This window comes from Gelidibacter sediminis (assembly GCF_004364975.1).
GTDB classification, from domain to species: Bacteria; Bacteroidota; Bacteroidia; order Flavobacteriales; family Flavobacteriaceae; genus Gelidibacter; species Gelidibacter sediminis.
Genome location: NZ_SOBW01000011.1, coordinates 69,010 through 85,742 on the forward strand (window position 1 = coordinate 69,010; position 16,733 = coordinate 85,742).

12 protein-coding genes and 1 tRNA gene are annotated in these 16,733 nt (G+C 37.9%); 2 read left to right on the forward strand and 11 right to left on the reverse strand.

Annotated features, from left to right (window positions below; genetic code table 11):
- Positions 1-59: 59 nt before the first annotated feature.
- Complete coding sequence (locus BXY82_RS14995) at positions 60-404, reverse strand: single-stranded DNA-binding protein (protein ID WP_026451357.1); 345 nt, start codon at positions 402-404, stop codon at positions 60-62.
- A gap of 955 nt (positions 405-1,359) precedes the next feature.
- Between BXY82_RS14995 and BXY82_RS15000 the strand changes: the two genes are divergently transcribed.
- Both BXY82_RS15000 and BXY82_RS15005 read left to right on the forward strand, forming a co-directional pair.
- Positions 1,360-2,079 (forward strand): sulfite exporter TauE/SafE family protein, encoded by a 720-nt coding sequence (locus tag BXY82_RS15000; RefSeq protein ID WP_133759040.1) that lies wholly within the window; start codon positions 1,360-1,362, stop codon positions 2,077-2,079.
- 412 nt (positions 2,080-2,491) lie between these two features.
- Positions 2,492-3,403: a DUF4238 domain-containing protein gene (locus tag BXY82_RS15005; protein ID WP_133759041.1), complete on the forward strand. Its 912-nt coding sequence runs from the start codon at positions 2,492-2,494 to the stop codon at positions 3,401-3,403.
- Between the two features lie 600 nt (positions 3,404-4,003).
- On the opposite strand, the gene BXY82_RS15010 is transcribed toward BXY82_RS15005, so the two are convergent.
- From BXY82_RS15010 to BXY82_RS15060, 10 genes are all read right to left on the reverse strand, one after another.
- Positions 4,004-5,968 (reverse strand): heavy metal translocating P-type ATPase, encoded by a 1,965-nt coding sequence (locus tag BXY82_RS15010; protein ID WP_133759042.1) that lies wholly within the window; start codon positions 5,966-5,968, stop codon positions 4,004-4,006.
- 9 nt (positions 5,969-5,977) lie between these two features.
- A complete protein-coding gene (locus BXY82_RS15015; protein ID WP_026451360.1) occupies positions 5,978-6,334 on the reverse strand; it encodes a SpoIIAA family protein in 357 nt (118 codons plus the stop codon).
- Between the two features lie 408 nt (positions 6,335-6,742).
- Positions 6,743-6,919, reverse strand: coding sequence for a DUF2188 domain-containing protein (locus BXY82_RS15505; protein ID WP_166643315.1), 177 nt, complete (start codon positions 6,917-6,919; stop codon positions 6,743-6,745).
- Between the two features lie 9 nt (positions 6,920-6,928).
- Positions 6,929-8,245 (reverse strand): APC family permease, encoded by a 1,317-nt coding sequence (locus tag BXY82_RS15025; protein WP_133759043.1) that lies wholly within the window; start codon positions 8,243-8,245, stop codon positions 6,929-6,931.
- Between the two features lie 12 nt (positions 8,246-8,257).
- Positions 8,258-8,683: a Fur family transcriptional regulator gene (locus BXY82_RS15030; RefSeq protein ID WP_133759044.1), complete on the reverse strand. Its 426-nt coding sequence runs from the start codon at positions 8,681-8,683 to the stop codon at positions 8,258-8,260.
- Between the two features lie 16 nt (positions 8,684-8,699).
- On the reverse strand, positions 8,700-9,038 hold the full coding sequence (locus tag BXY82_RS15035) for a P-II family nitrogen regulator (protein ID WP_133759045.1): 339 nt from the start codon (positions 9,036-9,038) through the stop codon (positions 8,700-8,702).
- Positions 9,039-9,145: 107 nt separating this feature from the next.
- A complete protein-coding gene (locus BXY82_RS15040; RefSeq protein WP_133759046.1) occupies positions 9,146-10,354 on the reverse strand; it encodes an efflux RND transporter periplasmic adaptor subunit in 1,209 nt (402 codons plus the stop codon).
- Between the two features lie 16 nt (positions 10,355-10,370).
- A complete protein-coding gene (locus BXY82_RS15045; protein ID WP_133759047.1) occupies positions 10,371-14,786 on the reverse strand; it encodes a CusA/CzcA family heavy metal efflux RND transporter in 4,416 nt (1,471 codons plus the stop codon).
- Between the two features lie 740 nt (positions 14,787-15,526).
- Positions 15,527-15,599 (reverse strand) — tRNA-Met (locus BXY82_RS15055).
- Between the two features lie 168 nt (positions 15,600-15,767).
- Entirely contained in the window at positions 15,768-16,673 is a 906-nt protein-coding gene (locus BXY82_RS15060) for a leucine-rich repeat domain-containing protein (RefSeq protein WP_243835864.1), read from the reverse strand.
- Positions 16,674-16,733 lie beyond the last annotated feature (60 nt).

Genomic DNA, 16,733 nt, shown 5'->3' on the forward strand with positions numbered 1-16,733 from the left:
TTAAAAGAGGGCACGAACTAATTGAAAACTGGTATCTGTGCCCTCTTGGATTTTTATGATTACTTGTCGTTTTTGCTTCCGAGTAATAGGATTTCATCGGCTACAACTTCCGTTACATAGCGTTGTTCGTTATCATCAGTTGTATAGCTTCGAGTTTTTAGTTTTCCCGATATTCCAACTTCTTTGCCTTTTTCGACAAATTTCTCAACGATTTCTGCAGTCTTGCCCCAAGCTACAACCGTATGCCAATTGGTTTCTGTTTGCTTTTTGCCTTTGGCATCCTTGTAATATTCGTTTGTTGCGAGTGAAAAACGGGCTACTTTTTTACCGCTTTCAAGGTTTGTAATGGTTGGCTCTTGTCCAACGTTTCCGATTAACTGTACGTGATTTTTTAAAGTGCTCATAATAAAATATTTAAGAATTAATTAAAATTGCTATCTGAACTATTCAGACAGTTTATTGTTATATTTTTTTGAAGTGATTTACTTATTATATCTTGAGCGTTTTCCTTTTTTGTTTTTTTCGGTGCCGCTTCCTTTTTGATGTTTTTGTAAGATTTCATAAGATTCATTTTAGATTTACTTCCCATAGCGCCCTCGCTGTTACCTTTTTTTGTTGCTGATACATTTTCAATATTTGGAATTGATAAGGACTTATAAAAAGTGAAGCGCAGCGTAGCGGTTTATGCAGTCCGTTCAACTTCCAAATGTTGGTATTTTGCTGGCAATAAAAGGGTATAACGGCGAGGGTGCGGATGGAGGTTTAAAGACTTTTGTGAAGTACGAAAACATAGGAAGTGGCACCAAATGATTAAATGGAATTCCGATTTGGCGGACTCCGTTCACAATTTCGGATTGGGAATGAAGTGTCCCGTTCCAGTCCCGATAGCTATCGGGACGGACCGGGTTAGCGGAATGGAAAGTAGAAATTGGGTATTGTGTCCAAGATATTTGCAGTGAAGCTCTTTTCCCGCAATGTAGCTTTTCGCGGAATGCAGGGGAATGTGCTGAACGGGATTTAAAAGCTGTATATGATTCTTTGCAGGATTTAAAGCGGACTTAACTTCGAAAATGGAGATGGAATAGAGTTTGTCCGCTTCCCTTTTTTTTCAGGAAGTGGTCAAGTGGAATGGAATTGGAATCTTTGGAGTTTTGTCCAAGACCTTTATAGGGAAGCTCTTTTCCCGAAATGAAGCTTTTTCAGCGGTTCCGATAGCTATCGTAAGCAAGGGAATCGGCTGAGTGGGATTGTACTTGAAATAGACACCTGTTTATTAGATGCTTGCAGTTAAAAATGTATTTTTGAGTTGATAAAATTAATGTGTTAAACTCTGAAAAATCAGGTCTATAAATAAAATTAGTGATAACAGAACTTATAATATTATTCGTCATCAGTTATATTGCTGCAACTGTATCAGGAGCTGCGGGTTTTGGTGGAGCATTAATTATATTGCCTTTTGTTATAAATATTGTTGGACTGCAAACAGCAGTCCCAATTTTGACAATAGCTTCAATTTTTGGTAATGCTTCCCGAGTTTGGTTTGGCAGATATGAATTAAAATGGAGACCGATTATATACTTTCTTTTAGCCGCTCTTCCTTTGACCATTCTTGGAAGTTATTTATTTACGGACATCAACAGTAAAATCATAAAAATTGGCATCGGCGTTGTTTTGATTTTATTAGTGGGGTATCGAAGGCTTAAAATTAAAAAAATAGTTCTGGGCGAAAAAGGAATGTTAATAGGTGGAGGGCTGACAGGATTTTTGTCTGGACTAATTGGGAGTGCCGGACCGATTGGAGCAGCATTTTTCCTTGGTCTTGACCTGACAGCGACTGCCTATGTTGCAAGTGAAGCATTTACAGCGTTAACAATGCACTTGACCAAAACAGTCGTTTACAGCAAATATGCACTAATCGGAAAAGAAGAACTTTATTATGGATTATTTATTGGCGCAGCAATGATTTTGGGAAGTTGGTCGGGAAGAAAAATCATCGAAAAGATAAGTAGGGATAAATTTATATTCCTCGTTGAAATACTATTGATTATTACAGGAATACAAATGATTTGGACATCGTAAAAAATGGTGAATAATTACCCAGGCGTTCCAAGAACAGTATTTATTTTTATTTAAATGATAAAATGGTGTTTGTGCTATGAACGCTAATGTGCAAATATTTTTCAAATCGAATTATACATATTGTGTAGGATGTAAAGCGGACTTAACTTCAAAGTCGGAGATTGGGAATGGAGTTTGACCGCTTCCCTTTTTTTTCCGGAATAGGCGGGCAAGTGGAATGGAAATCGGAAGCTTTGAAGTTGTGTCCAAGATTTTTTTTAATGAAGCGCATTTACCGTAATGGAGTTTTTTACGGAATGCAGGGGAATGGACTGCAATGGCTTATGTAAACAAAATCTATAAAATGAATTAGCTTTTTGTCTTTCTTAAAGTTTGTCATTCTTATTTTTACAACCTAAATAATTTTTTCATAATGGCCAATAAGAAAAAACAACACTATGTCCCGAAATTTTATTTACGATACTTTAGTTTAAATGATTCCAAGAAAATAATTAAGCTCTGTCTAAAGGATACAGGTAGAATCATCCAAAAAGCAAATTTGGAAGGACAAGCCCAAGAAGATTATTTCTATGGCAAGGATTTGGAAAGGGAAGAATGGTTTGGGACTATTGAAAATCAGAGCTCTTTAATTCTAAATAGGGTGGTTCAAACAAAAGAGTTGCCAAACGATAAATCTGATGATTATTATCTTATTTGGCTATTTATCCTTCTTCAAGCGTATCGCACCAAGGCGAATGTTGAAGATTTTAATCATATGATAGATACAATTATGAAAACGGCAATGAAGTTCGAACCTCAATTTAAGAATTTTGATTATGATACTCATTTTTTTGCATACGAAGATGCAATAGAAAAAAAACTTGACTTACTTCTTAATAGTCTACCTATGATGATGGATATGCAAATCAAGCTAATTCGAAATACTACTTCAAATGAATTGATAACAAGCGACAATCCTATTTCGAAATATAATCAGTTTTTGGAATCAAGAAAATTTCCCTTCGGACACAATGGAATGGCAAGTAAGGGATTACAGATTTTTTACCCATTAGCACCAGATTTGCTACTTATAATGTATGACCCAAAAGTCTATAAAATTGGAAATAAAAAACAATTCAGTAACATTCCTATGAATGAAAAAGATATTGAGTATTTAAATATTTTAACTTGTTTGTATGCTAATAAATCTATCTATTCTACGGATAATGTAACTGATTTTCAGCTTGAACAATGGGTCAAAGAATCGAATATTTATAAAGAACAAAAGAAACTGGAAGTAAAACATTTTGACCCATACAAAGTGACGATGATGCTGAATCGGTGATTGTACAACATCATCAAACGCCTTATATGATTAAACTGACCCTATCCTTTGTTAAGCAAACACAGCACGCCAAATCGTATAAAATGTCGGGCTATTATGCTGAATTTAGGGATGAGCGTATTCGAAATAGAGAGCAATAGATTATCTTGTTTCATTACGAACGAACATTATGAACATTATAGTCTATACAACAGTTAATGTTTATGAATATTCCCTTTTACCACAAAATAGTACAATAACAACGCGGATATTATCACAAATAATATTGCAAGAATACCATTGAACTTATCTTTCCTTGTGATTTGATTATTGGATTTACCAACTTTCTTATTTCTTTTTTTTCTTTGTTTTTGATACATCCTTTTTAGTTATTTCTAAATAACCCTCTATAATAGCTTTGTATCTAAATAGTTATAAAGTATTTCAAGAAAAGCAGGAATAGAATAAACAAAACAAACAATACAAATATGATTATAACACCAATCCATATTATTTTATCCCTTTTAGAAATGACAGTTTTTTCAGTTTGTACTTTACTTTTCTCTTTCAGACGTCTTTTCCTTCGATTTTCTGATATATACTATTGTTTTATTTATATATCTATTTCTTCCATTCCATCTTCTGTAACCTTACGGCATTCAATATTGCCAATAAAGCCACGCCCACATCTGCGAAAACCGCCTCCCACATCGTTGCCAGACCTCCTGCACCCAATACTAAAACAACTGCTTTTACTCCGAATGCTAAAATAATGTTCTGCCAAACGATGCGACGTGTGGATTTACCAATTTTTATAGCCTTTGCAATTTTGCTCGGTTGGTCTGTTTGGATGATAACGTCTGCAGTTTCTATTGCCACATCACTACCCAATCCACCCATTGCAATACCTACATCGCTAACCGCCAATACGGGTGCATCATTGATGCCATCTCCAATAAAAGCTACTTTGTTGTTGTTTTCGGACATCAGCTTTTCGACTTCTTTCAATTTATCTTCTGGAAGCAAACCCCCTTTTGCCCAATCTACGCCCATTTCTTTTGCGACTTGTTGGGTAATGGAATCCTTATCGCCTGAAAGCATTATAATTTTGGAAATACCCGATTCCCGAATTTGCTTGATGGCTTCGTGTGCATCATCCTTCAACTCATCTGCAATGATTACATAGCCTGCAAATTTGCCCTCAATGGAAACCATTACGATAGATTCTACAATTTTGTCGGTTTCAGAGGGAACTTCGATGTTGTTTGACGTCATCAATGGTTTGTTACCTACCAAAACCGTTTTGCCATTTACTGTTCCCTTCAATCCTTTTCCTGCTATTTCGCTTACTTCGGAAGCTTGAAAATCTTCGCCATCGGCTTTGTATTCCATAATGGCCTTGGCAATGGGATGGGTAGATTGTTCTTCCATCGCCATTAGGTATTTCATAAATTCGGGTTCTTCCCAATCAATGGCTTTTATTTCCTTGATTTTGAAAACACCTTTGGTCACAGTTCCTGTTTTGTCCATAACAACGGTATTAACCTTTGTCATTTCATCCAAAAACGAAGCACCTTTAAATAGAATCCCATTTTTTGAAGCCGCTCCCAAACCACCGAAATAACCCAACGGAATTGAAATAACCAAGGCACACGGACAGGAAATGACTAAGAAAATCAAGGCTCTGTACAACCATTCGCTAAAGACATAATCATCTACAAAAAAGTAAGGTAGAAACGTCAATCCAATTGCTAAGAATACTACAATTGGCGTGTAGATTCTTGCAAACTTTCTGATAAACAATTCAGTTTTTGATTTACGAGCTGTTGCATTCTGCACCATATCAAGGATACGCGCAATAGAACTATCCTTAAATTCTTTGGTCGTTTCAATCTCAATAACGCCATCCAAATTGATGCTTCCAGCAAAAACTTTTTCTCCTTTTGCAATGGTATCCGGTTTGCTCTCGCCTGTTAATGCTGCTGTATTGAATGAGCCTTTGTCGGAAAGTAAAATTCCATCCAAAGGAATTTTTTCGCCCACACGAACCTGTACTTTTTCGCCAATTTCAACGGTTTCAGGATTGACAGAAATGTAATCGTTGTTTCGATAAACCAAAGCTTCATTAGGTCTTACATCGAGCAAGGCTTTAATATTGCTTTTGGCTCGATTGACCGCTGCGTTTTGGAACAATTCGCCCACTGCGTAAAAAAGCATTACTGCCACACCTTCGGGATATTCGCCAATGGCGAATGCTCCAATGGTAGCAATGGACATCAAAAGAAATTCCGTAAAGAAATCGCCTTTTATGATGCTGTTCCAGCCTTCTTTTATCACGGGAAAACCTACTGGAAGGTATGCTATTACATACCAAAAGATACGTACCCAATCCTTAAAAAATGCAACATCAAAATAGTCCATAGCGATACCGATAATCAGCATCACAAAACTGAAAATTGCTGGTAGATAGGTTTTAAATTTTCCTACACTTTCCGGGTCGCTATGGTTGTGGCCATCGTTGTGTGCGTGTTCTCCTTTATGTTCTTCGGTATTGATATCACGAAGATTTTGTTTTTTCTTGCTCATTTTATTTTATTATAAATTTATCCATTGCTTGGCTTGTTCCTTATCTTTTAAATCAAAATATCTTACCTCTGAACCGGTAAAGAAATCGGTTGCCTTGGCAGCCCATTCTTGCCATTTCCTTTCGCCCACAAATGCCATTTTGCCATAATCGGAAAGATGGGAGTTGTCTACTTTAATATCTGCCCAAAGACCTTGCAGGTCGTAACCGTGGAAATCGTGCATTTCAAAATAGAAATCAACCTTCTGGTTGCTGTTCAGGATTTCATCAATTCGGGAATGTATCAGTTCTACATCGCTTGTAGATATTTTGCCTTCCAATTTTGCGGCAATTAAATTTTCGTTTTTAGAATTTACAAACTGTATCATAATTTTATTTTTTTATCAATTTAATGAAATATATAGTGCTATGGAAGTGCATTTATTGGCCACTTCATATATCGCAGATTATTTAATTTTAAAATATAATTGTCACTTATTATCGATATTCTTTTCCATTTTACCTAAATAAAAAATCAATGCAACACTTGCACCTAACAGTCCAAACAGAATATTCTCGACAATTTGATTCCCGTTTATATTCAAAATTTCGACTAAATTACTTTTCAAATATTGCAGCCAATTAATTTCATTAGCTTGATTTCCATAGTTAAAAATAGTGATTCCCAAGGGTTGAATAATAAATACACCTATGGCGAACCCTACTAGTATGGGAATTGATAATTTCTTAATTTTTATCATCTATTTTAAAATTAAAGGAGTCCAAAATTTTAAAGATTAACCTTCCAAATCATAAAACCATTCTTCAGCCATAACAATTGCTTTTTTGATGGCTAAATCTTGTGAAAGACCTTCCTTTTCTATTAAGTCATTCGCAATTTCGATTGCCTTTTTTCGTACCGCTGGATTAAGGGTGTCAAGCTCTGTTCTAAATTCTTCAAATGTCCAGTCCATAAAAATGTATTAGTGTTTAAACAATTCATTTTCTTTTTCAGCATCTACGTCTTTTTTCGGTCTTTTATCCAAAAAATAATCGAGTATTATTCCCACTATTATCGCACCTACAAAGGCAGCGTAAACCAATCCATCATATTGAATAATTAGAGTAAGGCTAACCAATATGGCCAAAATGGGCAGTACTGGAACTTTACCGATGGACAATGGCACTCTAAAAGGTCTGTTCTGTTTTGGTTCTTTAAAACGCAAAATTATAAGTGCAATATTTACGGCAACAAATACAAGTAGCGCACCCAAAGAAGACATCCCAGCTACAATTTTAATATCGCCCAATAGCAAAAAACAACCCACCGCAGCCATAACCACAAATGTGGTTACCCAAGGTACTTTTTGTGCATTTACTTTGGTCATAAATTTTGGAAGCTCGCCCACGATTGCCATTCCGAACAACAACCTGCTTATGGAAATAATACCGCTAAACGCTGCATTGGCCGTGGCAAAGAGAGCAGCAACAGCCAAGACAACAGGCAACCAAGCATTAAGGTTGGATGCCGCCAAAGACAATGGCGAATCTACCTTCGAAATAGCTAAAGGGTCAGCTATGTTAAGCACCGTAAAAGAAATGAGTAAATAAAAGATGGTGGTAATTACCATTGTCAATAGAAAGGCACGAGGAATTGTCTTGCCAGGGTTTTTTACCTCTGAACCCAAAGCCGCCATATGTTCAAAGCCAGTATAAACAAAAAACAAGGTAGCCGTTGCTGCCAAAGTACCGGAAAAGGATTCAACTTTAAAAAATGCTGCTTTTGGTGGGCCTGTTTCCAAAAGTCCGAACGCTATAAGAAGGAACAATCCCAAGAGCTGAATACTAACCATAATGATATTAGCGGTAGATGATTTCTTGATGCCCGTAATGCTTATCAACGAGAGCATAACCAAAACACCATAACTGACAAGTAGGGAAGGAATACTAAAAAAAGTGTTGAAATAGCCTGAAAAAGCCAGTAGCACCGCTGCAATGGTGGCCGAACTGTGGAACGCAATCGTCCAGCCCGTGAGAAAAGACGGAATATCAATCTTAGGAAACGCCTTGCGTACAAAAATAAATTCCGCACCCGCATTCGGATAGGTTGAGGATAATTCAGCATAAGACATTGCCGACACACTTGCCGCAATAGCCGCAAAAATAAAACTCAACCAAAGGTCTGTGCCAGCTTGACCAGCTGCGGCACCAATTACCGTGTATATTCCTGCGCCCACAATAGTACCTACACCGTAAAAAGTGAGACGAAGGGTTCCCAATGATTTTTTTAGTTCAGCCATAATACTGTTCTTTTAATTTCTGGAATGGCCGCTGCATTTTTCGCAAATACCTTTTACTACTAAGTTGATATCCTCCGTGATATAACCATCGGGTAAGTTGATATGAGGGATTTTATGCTCTGTTAAACAGACCGTTTCATTACAATTGTTGCAACGAAAGTGTAAATGAAGGTCGTTGCCGACCTCGCACTCACAATTTTCTTCGCAAAGAGCGTATTTTATGACTCCTGTACCATCCTCAATTTGATGCACAACACCTTTTTTTTCTAAGGTTTTCATAGTTCTAAATAGGGTACTTCTTTCACTGACCTTAAAATCCTTTTCCAAATCGCCAAGGCTGATGGCCACATTCAACTCTGCCAACCGCTTATAGGTCAAAAGGCGCATTGCAGTAGGCCTTATTCCTTTGCTTTCTAAAAATTGAACTATTTTTTCCATTTGTTTATAAATTGATTTACAGGTCGAAACGTTTTAAGGATTCCCCCGTTTTAATGTGAAAGGCATCTTCTATATTTGCGATATAAATAATCCCGTCTCCTGGTTCTTCCGTTTTACCATTTCTTAGAATTGTTTCAATTGCGGCTTGGGCTTCCTCATTTTGACAAACCAGTTCCAGCTTGACCACTGGACTATCTGTCACGTGAAAATCCAGCGACGGTCTTGCGCCTTTTGCCTTGAACGCTCCCGTGCCTTCTGCTTGTGACAGGGTCATACTTTTAAAACCACTATCAGCAAGAGCTTCAATTACCCTTTGGATCCGGTTCGGTTTTATAAATGCTTTTATTTCCTTCATTTTTTTAAATTTTTAATCGATTTTGAACCGAGCCTGTTTTTTAATTTTTAACTAACTTATTAAGACGATAAACAAACCCGGAATCAAAATCTTTGATGGTGATTGAATTAATGTGCGTGTTCCAGTTCGCCTTTAACCATTTCCGAAGACAGGTTATAAGCTCCACTTATGACAACTTTGGCATCCTTTGAAACTTCGGCAGGAAGATTGACTTCAACAAAGCCTAAATCAGTAATACCAACCGTTACGGGTATCATTTTGAATTTCATTTTGCCCGCTTCCATTTCTTCGTCTTCATCCAAAATGAAAATGAAGGATTGCTCGCCTTCTTTTATGATAGCAGCTTCAGGAATAGCGAAACCTTTTTTCTCGCCCTGCACTATGCGCCCTTCCACATACATTCCCGGCAATAGGTTTTTATCCTTGTTTTCAATATCCGCCAAGACTTCCAAAGCCTTTGGGTCGGTGTTAAAGGTTTTACCAACAGACCGAACGGTGGCTTTAAGCAAATTGTCCGGGTGGGAGGCCGTGGAAAAATATATTTGTTGCCCTTTCTCTATTTGGTATATGTCCTTTTCATATACTTTAAAATTGACGTAAATTTTTGAGTTATCGCTTATTGAGAACATTTTGGATTGTGCGCCCACATAATCGCCCAAACTTACATTTACTTCTGCCACGTATCCACTTATTGGCGTGGTAATGGGAACAGCGGAATATATTTGACCTTCCGCCACTTTGTCGGGATTAATGCCCAACAGTTTCAATTGGGAACGCAACCCATTGACACTGGATGTGGTGGAACGAAATTTTGACTGCGCCATCTGAAATTCCTTGCCAGAAGAAACGCCTTTATCATAAAGGGTCTGCTTGCGTTCAAAATCCTGTTTCAAAAAGACCAGTTCGTCATTTTTTTCCTGAAATTCCTGTTGCATTGCAATGATATCGGGATGCTCAATATATGCCAATACCTGTCCTTTACTTACATTATCTCCAGGTACTACCTTAATGGAACTCACATTTCCACCAACAAACGGACTGATGTTCGCCTTATCCTGTGGAAAAAGTTGCAGCGTTCCTGTTACCTTAATGTTGTTTCCTAAAGTTCGTTCCTCCAGAGTTTTCGTTTTTAAACCGATGTTTTCGGCCTGTTGCTTTGTAAGCACTACAACTCCTTCTTCCTCGTCGTGGCCTTCGCCGTGCGCATCTTCCCCAACCTCCGCTTCGTTATGCCCGAGTTCAGATTTTGGGGCATCGTTACAACTCATAAACATAAGTGTAAACAATACGGTACTTATTACTAATATATTCTTCATTTTTCCTTTTTTTTGATTATAAATTGCCCAGTTGGTATCGTATCTCAATCGTCTGCTGGTTAAACTGGTTTATGTATTGTAAATGGTTTTGTTTGATGCGGATGGCACTGTTTAGAATTGTAATGTAATTAACGTAATCAATTTCGCCTTCCTTGGATGCCAACTGTGCCGTGGCTATCTGTTCCTCTGCCAATAGCAGTGCGCCTTCTTTATAATATTGCAAGGTCTTCTTAGTTTTTTCGAGGGATTGGAGCAATTGCGAAACACGGCTTTCCGTAACTTCTTTTTGTTCCAAATATTGATATTCTGCCATCATTGCGTCTGCCTTAGCTGACTTGACTCTTGCCTTTTGCGGAAAAAACCATAGTGGAATGCTAATGCCTGCCTGAAAAGTATTGAAGCCTGACACTTCATCTACAACTTGTCTGCCATACGATAAACTAAATTTAGGTAGAAATTGGGATTTTTCGACACCCACGTTTGCCTTGCTTACTTCGGCATTTTGCAAGGCATATTGCAACATTGGATTATTTGCCACTGAAGTTGAATCTAATGTAGCCATAAAATCCAATGGCTCGTAAACGCCATCAACCGTCTCGATGTTTTCATCGGTTCCCAAATATTGCTTTAAGGCACGTTTGGCGATTTCAATATCATCGAAAGCTTGTTGTTTTAATACTTGTATCTGCTGAAATTCGGAAGAGGCTGCAATAAACTCCAACTTGCCTGTTTCTCCTGTGTCATACCTAAGTTGGGCAGCGTTCTTAAAATTGGCATAAGTACTGTCCAATTGGTCAGCAAAACGCAACTGTGCCTTGTAATAATTAATTTGGTCATACGCCTGCATCACATTACGCACCAACTGTTGTTCACTTGCCACAAAAAACTTTTCTCCCAAGGCAATACGTTCTTTGTAAAATTTCGATTTTGAAAACCCGGAAAGCAAATCAATATTTCCCTGTTGCACACCAACGGTTGTTTGTATTCCGGGTAGGTTATTGCCATATTCTTCCTTGCCAGTGAATACTTCCGTACTACCAAGGTCAAAACTGGTGCCTTTCATCGCCTTTTCCCGTTCAATAAATGCCTGGCTTTCCTTGAGCGTAGGATAATTCTGTTTTGCCATAGCAATGGCCTCATCAATGGTCAAGGTCTTTGGAATTGTACCATCTTGACTATTGTCTTGGGCAAATGAAGTACCAGAAGCCATCAAACCTCCAACCATCAATAATACCGTTATAATGTTTGTTGACCTGTTGACATAGCTTATATCCCCCTTTGTATTGTTTCGTTCCTTTCTCGATTCCAGCCAATAGTAAAGAATAGGAATAACCACCAAGGTCAAAAATGTTGCCGTAAGCATTCCTCCAATGACTACTGTTGCCAATGGTCGCTGTACTTCTGCACCACCAGAGGTGGAAACCGCCATTGGGATAAAGCCCATAATTGTGGTAATGGCAGTCAATAAAATGGGACGTAAACGTTCGTGCGTAGCTTCGTATATACGTTTTTTTAAATCTGTCATTCCACTTTCTTTTAGTTCATTGAATTTGTTTATGAGTATCAGACCGTTTAAAACCGCTACTCCAAAGAGTACGATAAACCCGACCCCTGCCGAAATACTGAAAGGCATTCCACGGATCAACAAAATGAAAACCCCGCCTATTGCCGCCAAAGGCACTGCCATATAAATCATCAAAGCCTGTGAAAATGAATTTAAAGCGAAATAAAGCAGGATAAATATTGTTAGTAGAACGATGGGCACTACTATCATCAATCGGTCTGATGCACGTTGCAGGTTTTCAAATGATCCTCCATAAGTGACGTAATAACCTGGTGGCAGTTCCACTTCCGTTTCCAGTTTTTGCTGAATTTCCTCGACCATCGATTTTACATCGCGTCCACGAACATTTACACCCACAGATATACGACGCATAGTGTTGTCTCTTGAAATTTGCATTGGCCCGGATTTATAACTGATATCCGCAACTTCCTTTAGAGGCACTTGAGCACCGTTCGGCAGGTCTATGTAAAGATTTTTTAAACTATTGATGTCTTGTCTAAAGTCCTCTGCCAACCTGATGACCACATCAAAACGCTTTTCGCCTTCAAAAATCACACCTGCCCTTTCGCCTGCAAAGGCGGCACTTACATAATCATTCAATTTATCCACGGTTACACCGTATTGCGCCATTTTTGCGCGGTTATACACTACTGTCATTTGTGGCAAACCGCTTGTAGCCTCTACGTTAAGGTCTGCTGCACCCGGCACTTCACGTATTACCGCTGCGATTTCCTGTACCTTATCTGCCAACACATCCAAATCTTCTCCGTACAATTTGATTGCCACGTCCTCACGGACTCCAGTTAGCAACTCATTAAAACGAAGTTCCACCGGCTGGGTAAATACAAAGTTGACACCGGGAACCACCGAAATTTTCTCCTGTATTTTTTCTATAAGCTCTTCTTTACTGTCTGCGGAAGTCCATTTGCTTTTATCTTTTTCAAGAATAATGTAACTATCGGCAATGTCCATAGGCATTGGGTCGGTTGGGATTTCGGCTACCCCGATTCTTGAAACTACAGTTTTAACTTCGGGAAATTCATTTATTAGATTTTCAAGTTTCTTTGAAGCCTCGATGGTCTCTGTAAGACTGCTGCCCGGTTTTATTAACGCTTGAAACGCAATATCGCCCTCATCAAATTTCGGGATAAATTCAGCTCCCATATTTTTGAATACAAATCCTGCAATCAATAGCAAGGCAACCGCACCTATTACGACCCCTGCTTTAAAACGAAGTGAAAAATTCAGTATGGGCAGATACACGCGATTCAAAAGGCCCATAATTTTATCGCTTATCCTATCCATCCGATTTTCAAATCTGGCAAACCAACTATTTTGGTTTTTGGCAGGTTTTAAAAATAATGACGACATCATTGGCACATAGGTAAGACAAAGGATGATAGCGCCTAAAACTGCAAATCCAAAGGTAAAGGCCATTGGTCGGAACATTTTCCCTTCCACACCAGTTAAAAACAGGATAGGTGTAAAAACAATAAGAACGATTAGTTGACCGAAAAAGGCAGAATTCATCATTTTACTTGAAGAATCATAGGCTATTTCATCCATCTCGGATTGTCCCATAATTGCATTGGATTTCTTCATCCGTTGATGAATGTGAAAAACCGTTCCCTCCACTATAATTACCGCGCCGTCAACAATAATTCCAAAATCAATTGCACCCAAGGACATTAAATTTGCCCAAATACCAAATTGCTTCATCAAAATAAATGCGAACAATAAACACAAGGGGATTATCGAAGCTGCTATCAAACCGCCACGGAAGCTACCTAAAAGGAGTACCAAAACGAATATTACGATGAGTGCCCCTTCAATTAGATTTGTTTTAACGGTACTTGTGGTTCTCTCAATCAGTTCGCTTTGGCTTAAAAATGTATCGATATACACGCCTTCAGGCAAGGATTTTTGGATTTCGGCTATACGCTTTTCAACATTTTCTATAACGTTACTTGGGTTCTGTCCTTTCAACATTAATATTTGGCCACCCACAGATTCGTGACCATCCTGGGTAAATGCACCATAACGCACTTGGTTACCGTAACCCACTTTTTCGGCAACGTCCCTTACCAAAACAGGGCTTCCATTTTGAGTGGTCACAACGGTGTTTTCCAAATCGGCGATACTTCGTGCCAGCCCTTCCCCACGGATAAAATTGGCTTGGTGGTTTTTTTCAATATAAGCTCCACCCGTATTGGCATTGTTCACTTTAAGGGCTTCAAAGACCTGGTGCATTGTGATGCCAAAACTTTTTAGTTTAGCAGGATTAAGAGCGACTTCATATTGTTTTACATAGCCTCCAAAAGCATTTACTTCAACAACTCCCGGGACTAACGCCATCTGGCGTTTCACGATCCAGTCTTGAATGGTGCGCAGTTCCATTGCGTCATATTTTTCTTCGTACCCTTCTTTAACCTTTAAGGTATATTGCAATATTTCGCCCAAGCCCGTGGTAATGGGCGCCATAAAAGGCGTGCCAAAACCTTCAGGGATTTCTTCCGCAACTGCGGTTAATTTTTCTTGGACCAATTGTCGTGGCAGATAGGTTCCTGCTTCGTCTTTAAAAACAATGGTTACCACGGACAGTCCAAAACGAGAGATCGAACGCAGTTCGATAACGTCTGGAAGATTTGCCATTGCCAATTCTACGGGAAAGGTTACAAATTGCTCAATATCCTCCGTTCCCAAATTAGGGGCAGTTGTTATAACTTGAACTTGATTGTTGGTAATATCAGGCACGGAACCCAAATTTATAGTGGCCATTGAGTATATGCCTGTGCCAATAAGCACCACTATAAATAGCCCAATAATAAATTTATTATTAATGGAAAATGAAATGATTTTATTAATCATAAATATGTATTAATTCAGTTGAAAATTTACGGTGCGAATGGGTGCAACGCATTTATAAAGCAATGCTTACTTTGAGAAGCATCACGTTAGGATATAGCTATCCTTAAAAAAAACTGAATTATACTCGCGGGGGTTGGAAGAGAGATTCCAGATATCTGGAATAGAAGTTAACTGTATATAAATTGAACGGCTCTTTATCTTCAAACTTTAGTCGATTGATTAGGGCCGAATTGTTGTTCGCAATAAATAATACTAAAGGATGACAACATTGATTATGAGAATGAACTGGTGTATTTTCCTTATCTGGGTTATTATGATGCCCTTCATTTTTTGCATCATTGTCAATGTAATCTTCAACTACATAATCAAGGAAAGAGTCCCCAAAAACCTTATGGTTTTGATAATGGGTAATGATATTTGAGATATCCTTTATTGGCCCACAAAAATCCATATCAATGCTAATTCCCTGAAAAAAGAATAAAATTGACATTGATATGGAAACGAATATTTTCATAAAGTTTGACAAAGATACAAAAATAGGGATGCAACTGCTGTGCAAAGAAAGAATGTTCAGCTTTATATCCAAACACAATTTTGATATTTAATACTATTTATTATCAATAGAAGGCAAATGAGCATAAATAGAATTGAATTTTGAAAATAGGAATATTCTGTACTTATTCTGTACTATACCAAATAAAAAAAGGCCTCACATTTCTGTGAAGCCTTGATTTTTCTAGTAGCGGGAACTGGACTCGAACCAGTGACCTTCGGGTTATGAGCCCGACGAGCTACCTACTGCTCTATCCCGCGATGTGTACTCAAAACTGATACGCTTAGCTTTTAACTTTCGGTTCATAATGCCGACTGTATCATTTTAGGACTGCAAATATATGAGCTTTTTTTCAATTTCAAAAGCTTTATTAAATAAAAAACTCCTAACAAATAATGCCAGGAGCTTTACTAATACTTGTATGAAAGCTAATCTTCTGTGTCTAAGGTTGCAAGTACCTCACCTGAATTCGTATTCTCAAAATCATAAGCTACTAAATTTGGGAATTTAGTTCCTAATTGGGCCAAATCGCCCTTAAAATTGTTATTGCCAATTATTAAAACACACAGCTTGGTCATTTTTTCTAACTCATCTGGCAGTTCACCATAAAAGGCATTATTGGACAATACCAATTCTTCTAAATTGACCAATTCACCAATTGATCGTGGTATAGTACCTAACAATTTGTTATCAAACACACTTAATACTCTCAAATTTTTAAGATTAGAAAAGTCTGATGGTAATTTTCCTGTTAAATTATTACTGCTCAATAACAATTCTTCCAACTTACTAAGCTTGTCTATAGATTTTGGTAGAAACCCACTTAAATTGTTGCTATATAATTGCAACACTCTGAGTTGATCTAACTTATCTATAGTCTCAGGAATAGTTCCGGAGAGTTCATTCATAAACAATTTCAAAACTTCTAAAGATCCAAGAGTTACTAACTCCTCTGGTATACTCCCTTCTAATTGATTGAAGCTTAAGTTAAGCGTCTCTAATGACCCTAATTGGCCTATGCTATAAGGAATTGTGCCACCAATTGTATTTTTATATAAATTCAATTCTTCCAAATACACTAAATCTCCAATTTCAGAAGGTAAAGTTCCTGCCAGCCTATTATTTTCTAAATTAATCGCTGTTACTTTGTTATCTACTATAGTCACGCCATGCCAAGTATCAATTGGGGCCGTCAGGTCCCAAGTGTGCTGCCAAGCTTCACCACCGGTCGAATTATAGAGCGCTATAAGTGCGTTTCGTTCTTGATTAGTTATTTGCCCGAAAGACATTAGGGTGGTCATCAGTAAGGTTAAAGTTAACTGTAAGGTTTTCATGAAATTTTGATTTGGTGGCTATATATTACGAAAGTATCATTATATCGATGAAAATCCAAT

Excerpts from the sequence above, each read along its gene's own strand:
- BXY82_RS15005 (WP_133759041.1), top strand. The coding sequence starts at position 2,492 with ATGGCCAATAAGAAAAAACAACACTATGTCCCGAAATTTTATTTACGA.
- BXY82_RS15060 (WP_243835864.1), bottom strand. The coding sequence starts at position 16,673 with ATGAAAACCTTACAGTTAACTTTAACCTTACTGATGACCACCCTAATG.
- BXY82_RS15505 (WP_166643315.1), bottom strand. The coding sequence starts at position 6,919 with ATGGACTGGACATTTGAAGAATTTAGAACAGAGCTTGACACCCTTAAT.
- BXY82_RS15035 (WP_133759045.1), bottom strand. The coding sequence starts at position 9,038 with ATGAAGGAAATAAAAGCATTTATAAAACCGAACCGGATCCAAAGGGTA.
- BXY82_RS15010 (WP_133759042.1), bottom strand. The coding sequence starts at position 5,968 with ATGAGCAAGAAAAAACAAAATCTTCGTGATATCAATACCGAAGAACAT.
- BXY82_RS15015 (WP_026451360.1), bottom strand. The coding sequence starts at position 6,334 with ATGATACAGTTTGTAAATTCTAAAAACGAAAATTTAATTGCCGCAAAA.
- BXY82_RS15030 (WP_133759044.1), bottom strand. The coding sequence starts at position 8,683 with ATGGAAAAAATAGTTCAATTTTTAGAAAGCAAAGGAATAAGGCCTACT.
- BXY82_RS14995 (WP_026451357.1), bottom strand. The coding sequence starts at position 404 with ATGAGCACTTTAAAAAATCACGTACAGTTAATCGGAAACGTTGGACAA.
- BXY82_RS15045 (WP_133759047.1), bottom strand. The coding sequence starts at position 14,786 with ATGATTAATAAAATCATTTCATTTTCCATTAATAATAAATTTATTATT.
- BXY82_RS15040 (WP_133759046.1), bottom strand. The coding sequence starts at position 10,354 with ATGAAGAATATATTAGTAATAAGTACCGTATTGTTTACACTTATGTTT.
- BXY82_RS15025 (WP_133759043.1), bottom strand. The coding sequence starts at position 8,245 with ATGGCTGAACTAAAAAAATCATTGGGAACCCTTCGTCTCACTTTTTAC.